Below are 18,949 nucleotides of genomic sequence, written 5' to 3'. Positions count from 1 at the left end.
GAGAGGCTTTTTCGAATGAGACTCAGTGAGTATGTAGAAAGCGATGCCACCGGTTTGGCCTCCCTTGTGAACGCCGGCAAGGTGACGCCGTTAGAGCTGACTCGGCTAGCCCGAGAGGCGCACGACGAGGTCAACCCTCACATCAATGCCGTCATAGAATTTTATGAAGATGCTGAGACCGTAGTGGCTGCTGACGGAGGTCCTTTTCATGGGGTGCCGTTCCTTCGTAAGGATGCAGGAGCGACTGAGGCTGGCCGCCTCCAGGAATCCGGCAGCCGTTTGTATGAAGGTTACCGCGCAGAGGCCGATTCCTATTTTTTTCGTCGCGCGCGCGAAGCCGGGCTACGCCCTGTCGGGAGAACGACCCTTACAGAGCTAGGCTCATCCGGGATGAGCGAATCCCTCCTAAATGGCATCACCGGCAACCCGTGGGATTTGGCGCGGTCTGCCGGCGGCTCATCCTCCGGAAGTGCCGCGGCAGTGGCCGCAGGCATCGCTCCTATCGCGCATGGTGGCGACGGCGGCGGGTCAATTCGCATCCCCGCTTCTTGGTGCGGGCTTGTCGGGCTCAATCCATCCCGAGGGCGTATATCGGGGGGGCCGACCAACCAAGACGCGTCCTTTGGCTGCAGCCGAGAATTTGTTCTCTGCCGGACGGTGCGCGACATGGCGGCGGCATTGGACGCCTTTTCCGGTTCCCATCCCGGAGATCCATTTATCATTGTCCAGCCGAGCCGCCCTTATGTGGAGGAGCTTTCTCAGCCCATCGGCACCCTTCGGGTCGGAGTTGCGAGAACCAAATGGGGCGAGGTTGATCTCGAACCCGAAGTTCTCCAGGCAGTCGATAGAATTGCCTCGCTGCTGGAGGAAATGGGGCATGTGGTCATAGAGGTTGACCCGCCTTATGAACCCGAACAAAGAGCAAGGATATCGCTGGGCGGCCTGTCTCTCATTTCAGATTCGCTTGGGAACGACGCGCAGTCGATGGAAAGAACCATCGACGCAGATTCCTTGGAGCCGATTAATCTGAAGCTTTACGAATATGGCCGTAGCTCTCAGGCGGTACCAATAGGACGACATCTCGAAAATATCCGGAGGTTCCGGCTCGACGTAGGCACCGCGATCGACGGCTTCGATATTTTGCTAACACCGACAATGCCGATCGTGGCGCCGCCGCACGGAGGCATCTACAGCACGAACAATCCAACGCTTTCCGCAGTGGAGTTTATGCAGGCGAATGCCGCACTCTATCAGTATCTGGGGGTCTTCAACATCACTGGGCATCCCTCAGTCTCGCTACCTCTAGCCCAGAGCGCTAGCGGCTTGCCTATTGGGCTTCAAATCGTCGGCCGGTTCGGGGATGAGGCCACGTTGGTGCGTATCTCACGCGACCTGGAGGAGGCATGCCCGTGGCGCCACCGAAGACCAGCCGTCCAAGCCGGATAGGGGACTGCGCAATACTTCGCAGTCTGTTTGGAGGTCTCTGACCTTCTGGTTTCGCAGCGCCCGAAACCTGCCGTAGATGAGTCTTATGCGATTCAGCGTATTGTCCACTTGATGTGTTTGCTCATCGTCGCTCCTTCGGGAAACACTGGTAAGTTACTGAGAGGCTTTTTCGAATGAGACTCAGTGAGTATGTAGAAAGCGATGCCACCGGTTTGGCCTCCCTTGTGAACGCCGGCAAGGTGACGCCGTTAGAGCTGACTCGGCTAGCCCGAGAGGCGCACGACGAGGTCAACCCTCACATCAATGCCGTCATAGAATTTTATGAAGATGCTGAGACCGTAGTGGCTGCTGACGGAGGTCCTTTTCATGGGGTGCCGTTCCTTCGTAAGGATGCAGGAGCGACTGAGGCTGGCCGCCTCCAGGAATCCGGCAGCCGTTTGTATGAAGGTTACCGCGCAGAGGCCGATTCCTATTTTTTTCGTCGCGCGCGCGAAGCCGGGCTACGCCCTGTCGGGAGAACGACCCTTACAGAGCTAGGCTCATCCGGGATGAGCGAATCCCTCCTAAATGGCATCACCGGCAACCCGTGGGATTTGGCGCGGTCTGCCGGCGGCTCATCCTCCGGAAGTGCCGCGGCAGTGGCCGCAGGCATCGCTCCTATCGCGCATGGTGGCGACGGCGGCGGGTCAATTCGCATCCCCGCTTCCTGGTGCGGGCTTGTCGGGCTCAATCCATCCCGAGGGCGTATATCGGGGGGGCCGACCAACCAAGACGCGTCCTTTGGCTGCAGCCGAGAATTTGTTCTCTGCCGGACGGTGCGCGACATGGCGGCGGCATTGGACGCCTTTTCCGGTTCCCATCCCGGAGATCCATTTATCATTGTCCAGCCGAGCCGCCCTTATGTGGAGGAGCTTTCTCAGCCCATCGGCACCCTTCGGGTCGGAGTTGCGAGAACCAAATGGGGCGAGGTTGATCTCGAACCCGAAGTTCTCCAGGCAGTCGATAGAAATGCCTCGCTGCTGGAGGAAATGGGGCATGTGGTCATAGAGGTTGACCCGCCTTATGAACCCGAACAAAGAGCAAGGATATCGCTGGGCGGCCTGTCTCTCATTTCAGATTCGCTTGGGAACGACGCGCAGTCGATGGAAAGAACCATCGACGCAGATTCCTTGGAGCCGATTAATCTGAAGCTTTACGAATATGGCCGTAGCTCTCAGGCGGTACCAATAGGACGACATCTCGAAAATATCCGGAGGTTCCGGCTCGACGTAGGCACCGCGATCGACGGCTTCGATATTTTGCTAACACCGACAATGCCGATCGTGGCGCCGCCGCACGGAGGCATCTACAGCACGAACAATCCAACGCTTTCCGCAGTGGAGTTTATGCAGGCGAATGCCGCACTCTATCAGTATCTGGGGGTCTTCAACATCACTGGGCATCCCTCAGTCTCGCTACCTCTAGCCCAGAGCGCTAGCGGCTTGCCTATTGGGCTTCAAATCGTCGGCCGGTTCGGGGATGAGGCCACGTTGGTGCGTATCTCACGCGACCTGGAGGAGGCATGCCCGTGGCGCCACCGAAGACCAGCCGTCCAAGCCGGATAGGGGACTGCGGGACAGATTAAAAAGCAGTGAAAAGAGGCGTCGGATTTGGTCCGTCCAACTTCAGATTAGATATTCTGACGGGCTCGCTCGTCTGCACATCGGCCCTCCATGATGATGTACAAGTCTAACGAATTTCGGCGTCCTTGCTCGCGGCAGAACTTTTTCTCCGTCCCGTCTGCCGTTGCCGGAATTCGCTTAATGGCACGGCGGCATTGTCAAAACTTCACCCGGAGCTACTCTTCCTCTAGGAAAAAGTCTGTCTCATTCGTCCGGAATCCGGTGGTGATCACAAGCGTCTTGCGTGCAAGTGCACAATGGCGTTTTTTCATCTTTGGCCATTTTCGCTGCAAGGCTTGCCGCCGATCTGCATTGATGCCTGTCATACCGACTCATCGCGTCGATTCGCCTCATGCTGCGCCGCAGCGCCATCATATCCGTCCGATTCGCTCAGAGTCTTCGCGCGGCTCGGTTGCTAGTCTAAGTCTAGAGCCTGACCCGAAAGACGGTTTGTTGCAAGCCGGAACCTGACTCCTTAACCCATTTTGATCTCATCATCTTCGATTGAGCAAACACCACCATCAGTCAAATATGACGGTAGCGCTCGGCTCTGTATGGAAGGGGATTGATCATTGACACCTCGTCGTTCATCAGTTCGGCGAGCATGCGCCCGGTTGCAGGTCCTAATGTAAAGCCTTGGTGGCCATGTCCAAAATGAAGCCATAGGCCGCGATGACGCGGCGCAGCGCTTACGACGGGTAGCATATCGGGCATACAAGGTCGTGTGCCGAAACCGGGTTCCGGCTCGAGCGGTCGGCCCAGCATGATTAGTTTATGCGCAACTTGCTCGGCGTGCACAAGCTGAGAGAAGTCTGCTTTGGCGCCGGGCGCCGCAAGCTCTGCGCCGGTCGTTATACGCGCACCCTTCGCCATCGGCGCCAAGACATAGCCATTGGCCGGGTCGCAGAGCGGCAGATCGAGCCGGCTTCCGCCTACATAGTGCCGATAATACCCGCGCTTGTACACCATGGGGAACCGATAACCGAAGCGCTTCAGCAAGTCAGGCGACCATGGGCCAAGTGCAACGACGGCTGCTTCTGCCTCCATCGGCCCATCCTCGGCCACAATCGACCAGCCGCCACTGCCGCTTTTAACTAAGCTTTGGGCGTCACCGCGAATGATGCGTCCGCCTAGCCGCGTGAATAGATTGGCGTACGCCGAAACCAGCGCACCGGGGTCCAATACTGCCCACGGCTCCACCCAATGCAGGGCGCCAACGCCAGCATCGGCGAGCGCAGGTTCGGCCTTCTTCAGATCCGACGGCGACATGAGGCTGAACTTAGCACCGTAGGCCTGACGCAAACTTTCAGCCGCCGCTACTGCCGACTCAAGGACCGATTGTTGGCGGTATAGGATACGAAAACCATCTCGGCGAACCAAATTGCCCGCGTTAGATTGCCGGATAAGGACCTCATGCTCGCGAGCGGCGCAGGCAATAATTTGCGCGTATGTCTCTGAAATGCGCTTGTACCGCTCGGGAAATGAATGCCACCAGTAGCCCAACAGCGGCCCAAGGTGACGCGGTAGGGCTGCAAGATGACAGCGCACCTTATTACTGCGACCAAGCGCGATATTTCCGATTTCGCGCCAATCATGCGGCATTGCATATGGGCACAATGCCTCACTCTGGATAATCCCCGCATTGACGTAGCTAGTTTCACGGCCGGGTTCTTTGCGATCGAGAAGCACAACTGACCAACCGCGCTGTTGCAGATGTGCGGCTGTCGCTACGCCGACGATGCCGGCGCCTAGGACAATTACACTTTTCATACCTTTGCTTCCCTTAGAGAATTTCCCCACACTGGTACCTAGGGTTTGGCGAATGCGTCGGTAGCGGAGGTGACGACGCCACGCCTTGGGCTCTGCAAGCTGCACGCGGACAAAAACCAGATCCGTGAGGCATCTTCATATGGGTGCAAGCGCTTTTGCGCGGCAATGCTCGGAACTTTTGGCCAATCAGCCAAGAAGCCCTGCGCAAGCAAACTCCGCGATGGCATCGTCGCCCGAGGGAAATGGCGTGATGGACCAATCGATCAAGTCAACGGCACGTTTCAGGACCGCCTCGGTTGTGGCACGGCTCGGTGAAGCGGCGATGACATGTCCGATGCAGTCTCGGTAATCCCCTTTCCTCACAATCGGCGCCTTGGGTTCAACGTAAAGCTTCACCTCGGCCACACCTGGTACAGCGGCCGCCGAAGCCTCGCCATCGATCCAATCGAGAATGCCATCGCAATCCGCGACTAGTTTCCGCGCGGCCGCGACGTAAGAACGCTTTCGCCGTAAATCCCATTCCTCTCCAATGACGAGCTTAATGTGTTCCGTGATGAGATCGACTCCGTAAGCCGCCTTCACCAGTTGAGGATCGGGCGAGCCACTAAGACGCGGATTCACCTCGACGACGATTGGCCCAAGGTTCGTCCACCGGAACTCAATGTTCTTTGGTCCCCACTCCAGGTCGAGAGCTCGCAGGCAACTCAGCGAAATATCAGCAATACGTTTACACTCGTCACTAGTTAGCTGTGCCGGATAGGTTGTCCCGTGGAAAATGAAATGCGGTGGGGGTCCAAACTCACCTGATGCAATCTCCATGAACTCATCTCCCATTATGTCGATGCTATAATACGGTCCTTGCGCGAATTCTTCGACCAGCATCCTGGGCGAAGACCGCCATATGTGCTTTCCGCCTAGCAGATAGGTCGTATGTTCGGCTAGCTCCACGACGTCCCGGCACAAACGGACACCGCTGCTACCGCTGCCTACTGCGGGTTTGAGAACCACCGGCAGGCCGATCTCCGCCGCAGCGCTTTGTACCTCCGCCGCATTCACTGCGAGGCGATAAGCCGGTATTGGAACGCCGGCCTTCGCTAGGAGCTGACGCTGAACGAATTTGTCGCAACACCGTTCGATGGATTCGGGGTTTGGTCCCGGCAGATCGAAATGCCGGCAGAGCTTGCCAACTGTCGCATAGACCGACTCCAGGGCGCTGGTAATACCGACAATGTCAAAGGTGGTACTCAACCGGGAACATTCGCGGATTAGGCCATCGAGATTGTCCGTGTCGATGCGGATTGCCTCCATCCCTTCTCCTGCAAGCATATCGCACTGAGCTTTATCCGACGCCAGCGTAATTGGATGAAGACCAAGATGCTGGGCGGCTTGAAGATACAACCGGCCATTGCTCGCGTCATCAAGCAGAATTAGCGCTTTTATTGACATTGGATACCAATCTGATGTTTGCTTGCGGTGTGGCGGTCTCACCCTAAACGGGCGTTGGCGCGGCTATGCCTTAACGGGCTAATTTGGAATGTACTACAGTCGGTGATTTGCGGTTGTGAAGTTTCTATAAAGTTCTTTGAACACATGCCATCCTGGAGTGCTCTCTGATTGGGGTCGTTGAGGTCAAGCCACTCCTGGATTTTCTTCTGGACCGTCCCGTAGGTCACTCGCTTCTCTTCGCGGTCGGCGCTCTTGCTGCCGCATGATGGGGTCAGGCTGACCTTGCCCCTCTGATCTAATCCGGTTTGAAGTTCGTTCTGGCCCATCCAGAGGACCAGGACATGAAACGCAGCCGCTTCTCTGAAGAGCAGATCATCGGAATTTTGAAGAAACACGAGGCCGGGGTATCGGTTGGCGATCTGTGCCGCAAGCACGGGGTCAGCGACGCCTCGATCTACAATTGGAAGGCCCGCTTCGGCGGGATGGATGTCACCGAGGCTCGGCGACCTGAAGGCGCTGGAGGACGAGAACACGCGCCTGAAGCGGCTTCTGGCCGACGCCATGCTCGACAATGCCGCGTTGAAGGACCTTGTGGGAAAGAAATGGTGACGCCCGCCGCCAAGCGGAAAGCTGTCGCTCGCCTGAAGGAAGGCTTCGGGATGAGCGAACGGCGGGCGTGTAAAGCCATCGGCTGTTGCCGCATGACGGTTCGCTACCAGACCAGCAGGCCGGACGACCGGGAGGTTCGCGAGCGGATGAAGGCCGATCGCGCAGGAGCGTCGCCGGTTCGGCTACCGGCGTCTTCTCGTGATGCTGAGGCGGGAGGGCCTGGTCGTGAACCACAAGAAGCTGTTCCGGCTCTATCGGGAGGAGAAGCTCGCCGTTCGCCGCCGTGGCGGCCGCAAGCGGGCGATCGGGACCAGGGCGCCGATGCTGGTGCCGCTGAGGCCCGACGAGCGCTGGTCGCTCGACTTCGTATCGGACCAGCTCACCGACGGGCGCCGCTTCCGCATCCTGGCCGTCGTCGACGACTGCACGAGACAGTGCCTGGCACTCATCGTTGATACGTCTCTCTCGGGCATGCGGGTTGCCCGCGAATTGGACCGGCTCATCACCAGCGCGGCCGGCCCAGGATGATCGTCAGCGACAATGGCAGCGAGTTCACCTCGAACGCCATCCTCTCCTGGGCGGATCAGAACCGCGTCGAATGGCATTACATTGCGCCCGGCAAGCCGATGCAGAATGGCTTCATCGAGAGCTTCAACGGCCGACTGCGCGATGAACTGCTCAACGAGACGCTGTTCACCTCGCTGGCTCAGGCGCGCGTAGCCATCGCCCTGTGGCACGCCGACTACAACACCGCGCGACCGCACTCCCCCCTGGCAGACCCCGGCCAAGTTCGCCAGCACCTTCAAACCGCGACGGTCGCTCGCGCTGCGCTATGCCAAAGGCTCCGCGCCAGCGCCCGTCGCTTCACCCGCCCAGCAGGGCACAACCCACGCCGGAAACGAACTCAAAACTGCTGGGGCAACGTCAGTCCCATAGAGCCTTGATGGTTATCTCGGCCTTTGCTCGCAGCAGCGCCTTAGGTTGGGCGAAGGCGTTCTCAATCGGATTGAAGTCGGGACTGTAGGGCGGCAGGTAGAGCAGGCTCGCCTGCGGCCTCAATCGCGCCGCGCAGGGTTCTCCAGGCGGATGTCGCCAATGTCAAATTTGCTGGCATCCATGTCGCCCTCGCTTTCTGGTTCGAGATCGGAAAATTGCCGAATAATCAGCACATCAACCTGCGCCTGAAGGAGCTCACTGCCACTTTCGGCTGGCGGGGTGTGCCGCCCCACAAATAGAATATCAATTGTCGTGCCAACCGCACAAGCGAAGGCCAGAAAGCCAACATGTGTTCTGCGGCTTAATTAAGAGTCAGCCGATGTCGGCCGAACATCACCGTGTCTCGAAGTCGACTATCCGACAGCAGGTTGCGAAAGTTGGCGCGATGCGAAACAAACTGCTGAAGCGCTCAACTTTTATTGATCACGCGTGTTGGACGCGACGCACTCCCGTTCCAATCGGGCTGAGCGCAAATTCTCCCGGTTCACAAAACTGAGTCGCTGGAGTAGTGGGGGCGCAGAGAAATCTCCGGTCGCAGCCTTACCCGGTCAAAACAAGGATACCAATGATGAAGACTCTCGCCGTCTGCTCTGGCGGATTGGACTCCGTTTCCCTTGCTCACATGGTGGCAGCGGAGCACGAACTCACCGGCCTTCTATCTTTCGACTATGGCCAACGGCACAGGAAGGAATTGGGCTTCGCCGCTCTTTGCGCGCAGCGACTGAAGGTCCCGCACCAGATCATCGACATCGGCGAAATTGGCCGTGGCCTTTCCGGCTCAGCGCTGACTAGCAGTATCGACGTGCCGGACGGCCACTACGCCGAAGACACGATGAAGATTACGGTGGTGCCGAACCGCAATGCCATCATGTTGGCAATCGCCTTCGGTCTCGCCGCCGCCCACAGCGCCGAAGCGGTGGCGGCGGCCGTGCATGGTGGGGACCATTTCATCTATCCCGATTGCCGTCCGGCCTTCATTGAAGCTTTCCAGACAATGCAAGACCGCGCGCTCGACGGCTATGCGCAGATACGCCTCTATGCACCGTATGTGAATCTCGGAAAAGCTGACATTGTTGCGGATGGCGCAAGATACGGCACCCCGTTTGCTGAGACCTGGTCCTGTTACAAGGGCGGCGTGCGTCACTGCGGACGATGCGGGACCTGCGTCGAGCGGCGCGAAGCGTTCCATCTCGCCGGGCACTCTGATCCCACCGACTACGAGGACGCCGATTTCTGGCTTGAGGCGCTGCGCAGGAGGCGCGCGTAATGTTCCACATCAGCAAGGAATTCCACTTCTCGGCCTCGCATCAGCTCACCTCCTTGCCTCCCAACCATCAATGCGCGCGCCTGCACGGGCATAACTATGTCGTCGTAGTGGAGCTGTCGGCCAAGGAACTGGACGCCCACGGCTTCGTGCGTGACTATCACGATCTGGCGCCGCTCAAACGCTACATTGACGAGAGCTTCGACCATCGGCACCTCAACGACGTGCTGGGACATGAGAAGGTCACGGCGGAATGCCTGGCCAGACATTTCTATGAATGGTGCAAGGCACGTCTGCCGCAGACCGCGGCCGTGCGCGTTAGCGAAACACCGAAAACTTGGGCGGAATACCGTCCGTGACCGACATGCATCCCGCAATCCGTGTGAGCGAGATATTCGGGCCGACTATCCAGGGCGAGGGCGTGCTCATCGGCTTGCCGACGGTGTTCATCAGAACCGGCGGATGTGATTATCGCTGTTCATGGTGCGACAGCCTTCACGCGGTGGACAATCAGTATCGCCATGAATGGCTACCGATGCCGATCGATGCCGTGTGGCAAACCGTCCATGCGCTTTCCGGCGGCAGGCCGGTTATGGTCTCCTTGTCAGGCGGCAACCCGGCCATTCAGCCGTTCGGTCCCCTCATAGAACGAGGCCATCGCGAGGGCTATCGTTTTGCACTGGAAACGCAGGGTTCCGTGGTGAGGGAGTGGTTTGCGGATCTTGACGTGCTGACCCTTAGCCCAAAGCCGCCGTCCAGCGAGATGACGACCCGTTGGGCTGCGTTTGATGCATGCCTCGAAGCGGCGCAAGAGAAGCCGCAAATCGTGCTCAAGCTCGTCGTTTTCGACGAGAGTGACTATGCCTACGCCAAAGAAGTCGCGGCGAGATATCCGCACCTTCCGATCTATCTGCAACCCGGCAATCACACGCCGCCGCTCCCTGGCAGTGAAGACGCCTCTGTCGACTTGGACGGAATAATGATGCGAATGGAATGGCTTGTCGAAAGGGTGACTAGCGACAGGTGGTTCGAAGCCCGCGTGTTGCCGCAGCTGCACGTTCTGCTTTGGGGTAACAAGAGGGCGGTCTAGTCTGTGGCTTGCGTCGCACCGGAAGGCCGGGCTCCAACGGCTTGGCAGGCTCTCTTCGCGTGCCGAGTACAGCCGAGCTTTGTTCGCGTCAGCGGTCTCGCGATTGTGCGGCTGGAAACCGCCCGGACACCCCGCTGCCGGCGTGTGTCACCTTGACTCCGATGAGCTGTCGTCACGCAAAGTTGAAATCCGCAAGAACTGGCCTTCTCGCCCCACCTGCTCCGTCGCAAGCACGTCATCCCCTCATCCTTGTCCAGCTCTTATCGATGTATCTCATTGTCCGGCCTGACGCACGACTGTCAGCATGGGAATGCATCCATTGCGCAAATGCCTTCCATAAAGAAGATCGATTTCCTCATTGGCCCAACGTGAAATATAGCAACGTTTTCGTGGCGTCGTCGGCTGCGTCGGGAGTAGCGATGAAAACGTATTGGGGTCGCCTGCGTCTCCTTGGGCAGCGAGTGTAAAGTATAGCGATGCGGCCTCCGGCGCGAACGGCAGCCGCGCAGTGATCACGTTCGCCTGTGCCTTTGCGGCGGGGGTCAAGCGCTGGTCTGCTCAAATTTTTTATCGTTTAGCTGGTTGAAACTGCCCCCGTTGCGGGCTGCAGAAGCCGGCCAGCCGAGAAACGGCAGCCGCACTTATGAAAGCACGCCAAGGCATGCGGGCATCCGTCAGTAGGACAATAGTGGCCGCGCCGATTGGCCATCACGCGTCCATTAGGGCAGCCACCAACATCAGTTCGCAAGAGGAGCAAAAGCAATATGTATCGTCGTCACCTGATCAAAGGGTTGGTTGCGCTCGGCGCATGCCGGATTTGCGTTCAAGCCGCCCAAGCGACCAGTGCCCATTGGGGGTACACCGGTCCGGTCGGACCGGAGCACTGGGCTGATCTGGATAAGAAAAATTTCGTATGCTCTGCCGGCACGCAGCAATCGCCGATCAATATCAACAGCGCGGTCAAGGCGGATATCCCGCATATCGCCATCGGCTGGCACAAGGGCGGCGGCAATATGGTGAACAACGGCCACACCATTCAAATCAATATGCCACAAGGCAGCACGCTGACCCGCGGCGATCGTGTCTACGAACTGGTACAGTTCCATTTCCATGCGCCAAGCGAACATCACGTGGCGGGCAAGAGCTTCCCGATGGAGGTGCATTTCGTTCACAAGGACACGCAAAGTGGTACTCTGGGCGTGCTGGGCGTCTTTTTAACGCCCGGCGCGACAAATGCCAGCTTTGCTGCCCTTGCTGCGGCCTTTCCCGAACTGCCGAATGGAGAGGTGACGATCGACGAGGTGAATCCCAACTGGCTTCTGCCAGCCTCGCTTGGCTATTGGACTTATGAGGGCTCACTGACGACGCCGCCGTGCGCCGAAAACGTCGAGTGGATGGTGGCGATGGAACCGGTTGACGTTGATCCGGCAGACATCCAGCGATTTGCCTCACTCTACCCGTCGAACGCGCGCCCTATTCATTCACCCAATCGACGCTTCATCGTGCGCCAGAGTTGAGCGCCGCCCCAGCGGTTCCGCACGGTCCAACATTCTTGGCACAACTTGGCGCGAAGCCTCCTCTTCCGGTCTGGCGGTCTGACGGCGCTCCCCAAGCTGGCTAGTCTAAATGATAGGGATTCGGTGCCGGCACCACTCGTCCCAAAGACGTCGCGGCGAGGTTTGTCTGCAACCCGGCAATCACACGCCGCCCCGCCGTGGTAATGAAGACGTCTCTGTCGAGTCCGACGGAATATGATGCGCATGGAATAGCTGGTCGAAAAGGTGACCAGCGACAGGTGGTTCGAAGCCCGCGTCTTGCCGCAGCTGCACGTTCTACTCTGGGGTAACAAGAGGGCGGTGTATACCTTCTCCTAGCTTCGCCGCCAACTACTCGGTTTTCCGAATTGCTCTCTATATTCTTGAAGACGATGCGTTCGTTAAAGACATGTGCTGCGCACCTGGTGTAAAAGCTGCTCTCATCATGCAGAGGTCAAGCCAGTCGGGCTCATCCGAGGCTATGGCCGTGAGCACTGTTCAGTTCGGCAGAGAGGGCGCTTTTGTACACACTTTGCGATCGTGGCGGCCCCGTGGGCAGATCTGCAAGCTGCCGCGACACTAACCTCTCGAAGCCCGCCAGCCCGCCTTTCGTGCAGCTTCCTCTGAACAAAACCACCGCTCGCCCTTCAATAGGTTGATGCGTGTCTCCCAGTAAGATTCCTGTCCAAGAACGTGATAATCTTCTTGCCAGTGTTGTAGCTGATGTTGCCCTTGATGCCGCAGCCTACCGCGGCGGGACCAAACTCAATGGCAAGCAGGCCGGCTAGGATCGTGCAGCCAGTCGCGAGCCTCGCCCACAACGGGGTCTCACGCGCATGAGGGCGCCGGTCATGGGTTCGGCGTTTCATACGCGTATAACACGTATCTTTCTGAAAATATCAATGCTCTCGGCTAAGCTACTGAATTATTTGGCTTCCATATAGCGCGTCGGCGGAACCAACTTGTAGACGGGCTATGAAAGGTTAAGCGCGGATGTCTATCGGCCGCCGGCGTTCCCGCTCCGTAAGCCTGCCTGAACTACCCGCGCCGCGGTCAAGCCCCAGGCTCCTGCTCATCCAGCGACCGCCCGATCAATGGCAGGCTGGAAAGACAAGAGCCGATGTCTTCCGATGGTCTCGCCATCAGCTTTGGGCTAACTCCCCATTCTCCCGCTTCGAGCTCGACACACGGCGGTTTGGATGGCGCACGACAATCTGTGTCGGCTTTGTCGTGTCCGTGACAGACGCCTGAAAGGCCCGCTCGCGCGTTTTGCCGCCGTCTAAGCGGCTGGAATTTAATGACAAAGTTTCTTCTGGGATCGGCCGATCACGCTGGTACGCTTTTTGCGATGCTTGGTGTGAGGCGGCACGAGCTGCCTATCGGCACTTGTGTCGCGGGCAGTCGCGATGATTAGAACGAAGGAAGGAAAGCTATTATGTCAGGTCTGCGTCAGATCGCCTTTTACGGAAAAGGCGGCATCGGCAAGTCCACCACGTCCCAAAATACGCTCGCTGCCCTTGTCGACCTCGGGCAGAGAATCCTCATCGTAGGATGCGACCCCAAAGCCGATTCCACACGCTTGATCCTGAATTCGAAAGCTCAGGATACCGTCCTGGATCTCGCCGCACAGGAAGGTTCGGTGGAAGACCTCGAACTCCAGGACGTGCTCAAGGTGGGCTACAGAGGCATCAAGTGCGTGGAATCCGGCGGCCCCGAGCCGGGTGTCGGTTGCGCCGGCCGCGGCGTCATCACCTCGATCAATTTCCTCGAGGAGAATGGCGCTTATGACGATGTCGATTATGTCTCCTATGACGTCCTCGGCGACGTGGTATGCGGCGGCTTCGCCATGCCGATCCGCGAAGGCAAGGCCCAGGAGATCTATATCGTCATGTCCGGCGAGATGATGGCGCTCTATGCCGCCAACAACATCGCCAAGGGCATCCTCAAATATGCCCATTCGGGCGGTGTGCGGCTGGGCGGGCTGATCTGCAATGAACGTCAAACCGACCGCGAACTCGATCTGGCCGAAGCACTGGCTGGCCGATTGAATTCCAAGCTCATCCACTTCGTGCCCCGCGACAACATCGTCCAACATGCCGAACTCAGGAAGATGTCGGTGATCCAGTACGCGCCGGACTCAAAGCAGGCAGGGGAATACCGCGCTCTGGCCGAGAAGATCCACGCCAATTCGGGCCAGGGTACGATCCCGACGCCGATCACCATGGAGGAGCTGGAGGAGATGCTGCTCGACTTCGGCATCATGAAGACCGACGAGCAGATGCTTGCCGAGCTTCACTCCAAGGAAGCGGCGAAGGCGGCGGTCCAGTAGTGACATTAGCGCTGCCATGAATCGGCGCGCCTTGCAGAGAACGGCGCCTATTCGTTGAGGCGTCACCCAACCTTGAAAGGGGGACTCATGAGCCGGGAATACGAGAATGACGGTGCTCTTCATGCGAAGCTTATCGAAGAGGTGCTGTCGCATTATCCCGACAAGGCGGCGAAGCGCCGCAAGAAGCACCTCAACGTCGCAAAGAGCGGCAACGAGGCTGGCGGGGAAAGCGAGGTCCTTTCCGAATGCGACGTCAAATCGAACATCAAGTCCATTCCCGGGGTGATGACGATTCGCGGCTGTGCATATGCTGGTTCGAAAGGCGTGGTGTGGGGGCCAGTCAAGGATATGGTCCATATCTCGCACGGCCCGGTCGGCTGCGGCCAATATTCTTGGTCGCAGCGCCGCAACTACTACGTCGGTACAACGGGCGTCGACACGTTCGGGACAATGCAGTTCACCTCCGATTTCCAGGAGAAGGACATCGTCTTCGGCGGCGACAAGAAGCTGGAACAGATCATTGACGAGATTGAAGTCTTGTTTCCGCTCAACAACGGCATCACCGTGCAGTCCGAATGCCCTATCGGCCTGATTGGCGATGACACCGAGGCCGTTTCTCGCAAAAAGACCAAGGAGTATGACAAGACGATCGTGCCGGTACGCTGCGAGGGCTTCCGCGGCGTCTCGCAGTCGCTTGGCCACCACATCGCCAATGATGCAATCCGGGATTGGGTCTTCGACAAAAAGGATGTCAAGTTCGAGGCCGGCCCCTACGACGTCAACGTCATCGGCGACTACAATATCGGCGGCGATGCCTGGGCCTCGCGCATACTGCTTGAGGAGATAGGGCTGCGCGTGGTTGGCAACTGGTCGGGTGACGCCACACTCGCAGAGATCGAGCGCGCCCCGAAGGCTAAGCTCAATCTTATCCACTGCTACCGGTCGATGAATTACATCTGTCGGCATATGGAGGAAAAGTATGGCGTCGCCTGGATGGAGTACAATTTCTTCGGTCCCTCCCAGATCGAAGCCTCTCTGCGCAACATAGCCAAGCATTTTGGGCCGGAAATCGAGGAGAAGACCGAAAAGGTCATTGCCAAGTACAGGCCGCTTGTTGATGCGGTCATCGCCAAGTACCTGTCGCGCCTGGAAGGAAATACCGTGATGCTCTATGTCGGCGGCCTGCGCCCCCGCCACGTCGTCACGGCCTACGAGGACCTCGGCATGGTCATCGTGGGCACCGGCTATGAATTCGCCCACAGCGACGACTATCAGCGCACCGGCCACTACGTGAAGAACGGCACGCTGATCTACGATGACGTGACCGGCTATGAGTTGGAGAAATTCATCGAAGGGATTCGCCCAAATCTGGTCGGCTCGGGAATCAAAGAAAAATACCCGGTGCAGAAGATGGGCATACCGTTCCGCCAGATGCATTCCTGGGATTATTCAGGCCCGTATCACGGCTACGATGGCTTTGCCATTTTCGCACGTGATGTGGATCTCGCCATTAACAACCCGGTCTGGGACCTATTCCACGCGCCTTGGAAAAGAAGCCGGGGCGATGAGCGGGCGATGGCTGCCGAATAAACATTTGCTTCAGCCCCAGTCTCCCACTGAGACGGTGAACTCCCGCGGCCTCTGATCCGCCGGAGCCTGGAACGTCTTGACGTCCTGAGCTGCCGTCCCGCGCAGCCAGATGCAAAAGAGGTAATCATCATGCCGCAGTCGGCTGAAAAAATTCTCGATCACGCTCCCCTGTTCCGCGAGCCGGAATACAGAAAGATGCTCGCTGAGAAGAAGCTAAACTTCGAATGTCCGCACCCCGATGAAATCGTTTCCGATCAGCGCGATTTCACCCAGACGTGGGAATACCGCGAAAAGAACCTCGCCCGCAAAGCGCTTGTCGTGAACCCGGCCAAGGCCTGCCAGCCGCTGGGTGCGGTATTCGCTGCCGCCGGCTTCGAGCGAACCATGTCCTTCGTCCACGGCAGCCAAGGTTGCGTCGCCTATTACCGCTCGCACCTGTCGCGCCATTTCAAGGAGCCTGCCGCGGCGGTCTCCTCCTCAATGACCGAGGATGCGGCGGTGTTTGGCGGCCTGAAGAACATGGTCGACGGGCTCGCCAACACCTACCAGCTCTACGACCCCAAGATGATTGCCGTGTCGACGACCTGTATGGCAGAGGTCATTGGCGACGACCTGCACAGCTTCATCCAGAACGCCAAGGACGAAGATTCAGTCCCGCGCGACTTCGACGTGCCCTTTGCCCACACCCCGGCCTTCGTTGGCAGTCATGTCGACGGCTATGACAACATGGTCAAAGGCATTTTGGAGCACTTCTGGAAAGGTCAGGAGCGTACGCAAATCGAAGGAACCATCAACATCATTCCGGGCTTCGACGGCTTCTGCGTCGGCAACAACCGGGAGCTCAAGCGCCTGCTCGATGTAATGGGCGTGTCCTATACATTGATCCAGGATGCCTCTGACCAGTTCGATACGCCTTCGGACGGTGAATACCGCATGTATGACGGGGGCACGAAGATCAACGAGGTGAAGAAGGCCCTCAACGCCGAGGCAACGCTTTCGCTGCAGCATCACAACACCCGAAAGACACTGGGCTATTGCGAGGAGGTCGGGCAGGCGACGGCCTCGTTCCACTATCCGCTCGGCGTTCAGGCGACGGACGAATTCCTGATGGAGGTCGCGGCGATTTCCGGCAAGGAGATTCCCGAGGCAATTCGCCTCGAGCGCGGCCGACTGGTAGACGCCATGGCGGACAGCCAATCCTGGTTGCATGGTAAGAAATACGCCATCTACGGTGATCCCGACTTCGTTCACGCAATGGCCCGCTTTGTCATGGAGACCGGCGGCGAGCCAACCCATTGCCTCGCCACCAATGGCACCTCGGCATGGGAAGCCGATTTGAAGAAGCTGCTAGCATCCTCGCCTTTCGGCAAGGCTGCCCAGGTTTGGGCGGGCAAGGACCTGTGGGCGCTGCGCTCACTGCTCTTTACCGAGCCGGTGGACCTTTTGATCGGCAATTCCTACGGCAAGTACCTGGAGCGCGACACCGGAACACCGCTGATCCGGCTGATGTTTCCGATCTTCGATCGGCACCATCATCACCGCTTTGCGCTCTTTGGCTACCAGGGAGCGTTGCGCGTGCTGACGACGATCCTCGACAAGATCTTCGACAAACTCGATCGCGAGACGAGCGAGACGGGTGTGACGGATTATTCCTATGACCTCACGCGCTAAGAGCTGTGGCCGGCTTTTCGCCGAGGCCATTCCTTGCCCAATGGACTGGGGAGGCTGAGCAATGTCCTCCCTCAGCGCCAAAATCAAGGACGCCTTCGATGAGCCCGCCTGCGATAAGAACCGTGGCAAAGATGCCAAGGCGCGCAAGGAGGGCTGCTCGAAGTCGCTGACACCAGGGGCGGCAGCCGGCGGCTGCGCCTTTGACGGAGCCAAGATCGTCCTGCAGCCGATCACCGACGTTGCGCATCTGGTCCATGCGCCGCTCGCCTGCGAGGGCAATTCTTGGGACAACCGTGGTGCGGTTTCGTCAGGGCCGACCTTGTGGCGGACAAGCTTCACGACCGACCTCACCGAACTCGACCTTGTGATGGGGCAGGGCGAGCGGAAACTCTTCAAGGCGATCCGCGAGATCAAGCACACATACGCGCCGCCGGCGATCTTCGTCTACTCGACTTGCGTAACGGCGCTGATCGGTGACGACATCGAGGCCGTGTGCAAACGCGCCACGGAAAAGTTCGGTTTGGCCGTGGTGCCGATCAATGCGCCTGGCCTGGCAGGCTCCAAGAACCTCGGCAATAAGCTCGCCGCCGAGGCGTTGCTCGATCATGTCATCGGCACGGTCGAACCCGACGACCCCGGACCCTACGACATCAACATCCTTGGCGAATTCAACCTCTCGGGCGAATTCTGGCTTGTAAAGCCGCTCCTCGATCGGCTCGGGATCCGGGTGCGCGCCTGCATTCCCGGCGATGCGCGTTACCGCGACATTGCTTCCGCGCACCGCGCCCGGGCGGCAATGATGGTGTGCTCGACCGCGCTGATCAGTCTTGCCCGCAAGATGGAGGAGCGCTGGGACATCCCGTTCTTCGAGGGCTCCTTCTATGGCATCTCCGACACATCGCAAGCTCTTCGAAACCTTGTCAGGCTGCTGGTGAGGAAGGGCGCCGATCCGGAGATCCTCGAGCGCACAGAGACGCTGATCGCGCAGCAGGAGGCGATCGCGTGGAAGAAACTCGAATCCTACCGGCAAAGGCTCCAAGGCAAGCGCGTGCTGCTCAACACAGGCGGTGTGAAGTCCTGGTCGGTTGTCCATGCGCTGATGGAGATCGGAATCGAGATCGTCGGCACCTCGATCAAGAAATCTACGGTGCAGGACAAGGAGCGCATCAAACAAGTTCTCAAGCACGACAAGCACATGTTCGAATCCATGGCTGCGAGCGAGCTGTACGCCATGCTCTCTGAACACAGGGCCGATATCATGCTGTCGGGCGGTCGCACGCAATTCATTGCGCTCAAGGCCAAGACGCCCTGGCTCGATATCAACCAGGAGCGCCAGCATCCTTATGCCGGCTATGACGGCATGGTGGAACTCGTACGCCAGATCGACCTCGCCATTCACAATCCGATCTGGTCTCAGGTGCGCCAGCCGGCCCCGTGGGATTGCCAGCCTGAGCTGATAGGCGAATTGCCGTGCACGAGGAACGAGACCGCGTACCTGTTTGATGAATTCGCCTGCGCGACGGCACACGAGTGTTGAGGCGA

At 58.6% G+C, this 18,949-nt stretch carries 14 protein-coding genes and 3 pseudogenes; 12 read left to right on the top strand and 5 right to left on the bottom strand.

Annotated features, from left to right (window positions below; translation table 11 throughout):
• A partial coding sequence (locus EOC94_RS29365) for an amidase (RefSeq protein WP_245465679.1) occupies positions 1–1,446 on the top strand: 1,446 nt, incomplete at its 5' end.
• Between the two features lie 173 nt (positions 1,447–1,619).
• Positions 1,620–3,050 (top strand): amidase, encoded by a 1,431-nt coding sequence (locus tag EOC94_RS29360; protein ID WP_127294968.1) that lies wholly within the window; start codon positions 1,620–1,622, stop codon positions 3,048–3,050.
• A 582-nt stretch (positions 3,051–3,632) separates the two neighbouring features.
• On the opposite strand, the gene EOC94_RS29355 is transcribed toward EOC94_RS29360, so the two are convergent.
• From EOC94_RS29355 to EOC94_RS34230, 3 genes are all read right to left on the bottom strand, one after another.
• Entirely contained in the window at positions 3,633–4,877 is a 1,245-nt protein-coding gene (locus EOC94_RS29355; protein ID WP_127294966.1) for an FAD-binding oxidoreductase, read from the bottom strand.
• A gap of 186 nt (positions 4,878–5,063) precedes the next feature.
• Positions 5,064–6,323: an acetyl-CoA carboxylase biotin carboxylase subunit family protein gene (locus EOC94_RS29350; RefSeq protein WP_127294964.1), complete on the bottom strand. Its 1,260-nt coding sequence runs from the start codon at positions 6,321–6,323 to the stop codon at positions 5,064–5,066.
• A gap of 38 nt (positions 6,324–6,361) precedes the next feature.
• The gene (locus EOC94_RS34230; protein ID WP_185928353.1) at positions 6,362–6,757 is read right to left on the bottom strand and encodes a hypothetical protein; all 396 of its coding nucleotides are present in this window, start codon (positions 6,755–6,757) and stop codon (positions 6,362–6,364) included.
• Here EOC94_RS34230 and EOC94_RS29345 point away from each other — a divergent pair.
• Positions 6,665–7,868: pseudogene (locus EOC94_RS29345) on the top strand (IS3 family transposase). The gene EOC94_RS34230 and the pseudogene EOC94_RS29345 overlap by 93 nt on opposite strands.
• On the opposite strand, the pseudogene EOC94_RS29340 reads toward EOC94_RS29345, so the two are convergent.
• Both EOC94_RS29340 and EOC94_RS34225 read right to left on the bottom strand, forming a co-directional pair.
• Positions 7,863–8,004: pseudogene (locus tag EOC94_RS29340) on the bottom strand (transposase); the annotation flags it as partial. The pseudogenes EOC94_RS29345 and EOC94_RS29340 overlap by 6 nt on opposite strands.
• The gene (locus tag EOC94_RS34225; RefSeq protein ID WP_167391123.1) at positions 7,988–8,161 is read right to left on the bottom strand and encodes a hypothetical protein; all 174 of its coding nucleotides are present in this window, start codon (positions 8,159–8,161) and stop codon (positions 7,988–7,990) included. The pseudogene EOC94_RS29340 and the gene EOC94_RS34225, both read right to left, overlap by 17 nt.
• A gap of 335 nt (positions 8,162–8,496) precedes the next feature.
• Between EOC94_RS34225 and queC the strand changes: the two genes are divergently transcribed.
• The 9 genes and pseudogenes from queC to nifE all read left to right on the top strand — a co-directional run bounded on the left by queC (position 8,497) and on the right by nifE (position 18,944).
• On the top strand, positions 8,497–9,195 hold the full coding sequence (gene queC, locus EOC94_RS29335) for a 7-cyano-7-deazaguanine synthase QueC (RefSeq protein ID WP_095489373.1): 699 nt from the start codon (positions 8,497–8,499) through the stop codon (positions 9,193–9,195).
• Positions 9,195–9,551 (top strand): 6-carboxytetrahydropterin synthase QueD, encoded by a 357-nt coding sequence (gene queD, locus EOC94_RS29330; protein WP_063169374.1) that lies wholly within the window; start codon positions 9,195–9,197, stop codon positions 9,549–9,551. Before queC ends, queD begins: the two co-directional genes overlap by 1 nt.
• Before the next feature lie 5 nt (positions 9,552–9,556).
• On the top strand, positions 9,557–10,282 hold the full coding sequence (gene queE, locus EOC94_RS29325; RefSeq protein WP_164548811.1) for a 7-carboxy-7-deazaguanine synthase QueE: 726 nt from the start codon (positions 9,557–9,559) through the stop codon (positions 10,280–10,282).
• Between the two features lie 764 nt (positions 10,283–11,046).
• A complete protein-coding gene (locus EOC94_RS29320; RefSeq protein WP_095489374.1) occupies positions 11,047–11,799 on the top strand; it encodes a carbonic anhydrase in 753 nt (250 codons plus the stop codon).
• Between the two features lie 160 nt (positions 11,800–11,959).
• Positions 11,960–12,156: pseudogene (locus EOC94_RS34850) on the top strand (7-carboxy-7-deazaguanine synthase QueE); the annotation flags it as partial.
• Positions 12,157–13,252: 1,096 nt separating this feature from the next.
• The gene (gene nifH, locus EOC94_RS29305; protein ID WP_095489375.1) at positions 13,253–14,146 is read left to right on the top strand and encodes a nitrogenase iron protein; all 894 of its coding nucleotides are present in this window, start codon (positions 13,253–13,255) and stop codon (positions 14,144–14,146) included.
• A gap of 87 nt (positions 14,147–14,233) precedes the next feature.
• Positions 14,234–15,736 carry a nitrogenase molybdenum-iron protein alpha chain gene (gene nifD / locus EOC94_RS29300; RefSeq protein WP_024505262.1) on the top strand — a complete coding sequence of 501 codons (1,503 nt, stop codon included), beginning with the start codon at positions 14,234–14,236 and terminating at the stop codon, positions 15,734–15,736.
• A 129-nt stretch (positions 15,737–15,865) separates the two neighbouring features.
• Entirely contained in the window at positions 15,866–17,407 is a 1,542-nt protein-coding gene (gene nifK, locus EOC94_RS29295) for a nitrogenase molybdenum-iron protein subunit beta (protein ID WP_024505263.1), read from the top strand.
• 61 nt (positions 17,408–17,468) lie between these two features.
• On the top strand, positions 17,469–18,944 hold the full coding sequence (gene nifE / locus EOC94_RS29290) for a nitrogenase iron-molybdenum cofactor biosynthesis protein NifE (protein WP_095489376.1): 1,476 nt from the start codon (positions 17,469–17,471) through the stop codon (positions 18,942–18,944).
• The last annotated feature ends 5 nt before the right edge of the window (positions 18,945–18,949 follow it).

Origin of the sequence: Mesorhizobium sp. M6A.T.Ce.TU.016.01.1.1 (genome assembly GCF_003997065.1) — a bacterium.
In the GTDB taxonomy this organism is placed as follows: domain Bacteria; phylum Pseudomonadota; class Alphaproteobacteria; order Rhizobiales; family Rhizobiaceae; genus Mesorhizobium; species Mesorhizobium mediterraneum.
This window is presented reverse-complemented; position numbering and strand designations above follow the sequence as displayed.

Excerpts from the sequence above, each read along its gene's own strand:
- EOC94_RS29360 (WP_127294968.1), top strand. The coding sequence starts at position 1,620 with ATGAGACTCAGTGAGTATGTAGAAAGCGATGCCACCGGTTTGGCCTCC.
- EOC94_RS29355 (WP_127294966.1), bottom strand. The coding sequence starts at position 4,877 with ATGAAAAGTGTAATTGTCCTAGGCGCCGGCATCGTCGGCGTAGCGACA.
- EOC94_RS29350 (WP_127294964.1), bottom strand. The coding sequence starts at position 6,323 with ATGTCAATAAAAGCGCTAATTCTGCTTGATGACGCGAGCAATGGCCGG.
- queC (WP_095489373.1), top strand. The coding sequence starts at position 8,497 with ATGAAGACTCTCGCCGTCTGCTCTGGCGGATTGGACTCCGTTTCCCTT.
- queD (WP_063169374.1), top strand. The coding sequence starts at position 9,195 with ATGTTCCACATCAGCAAGGAATTCCACTTCTCGGCCTCGCATCAGCTC.
- queE (WP_164548811.1), top strand. The coding sequence starts at position 9,557 with ATGCATCCCGCAATCCGTGTGAGCGAGATATTCGGGCCGACTATCCAG.
- EOC94_RS29320 (WP_095489374.1), top strand. The coding sequence starts at position 11,047 with ATGTATCGTCGTCACCTGATCAAAGGGTTGGTTGCGCTCGGCGCATGC.
- nifH (WP_095489375.1), top strand. The coding sequence starts at position 13,253 with ATGTCAGGTCTGCGTCAGATCGCCTTTTACGGAAAAGGCGGCATCGGC.
- nifD (WP_024505262.1), top strand. The coding sequence starts at position 14,234 with ATGAGCCGGGAATACGAGAATGACGGTGCTCTTCATGCGAAGCTTATC.
- nifK (WP_024505263.1), top strand. The coding sequence starts at position 15,866 with ATGCCGCAGTCGGCTGAAAAAATTCTCGATCACGCTCCCCTGTTCCGC.
- nifE (WP_095489376.1), top strand. The coding sequence starts at position 17,469 with ATGTCCTCCCTCAGCGCCAAAATCAAGGACGCCTTCGATGAGCCCGCC.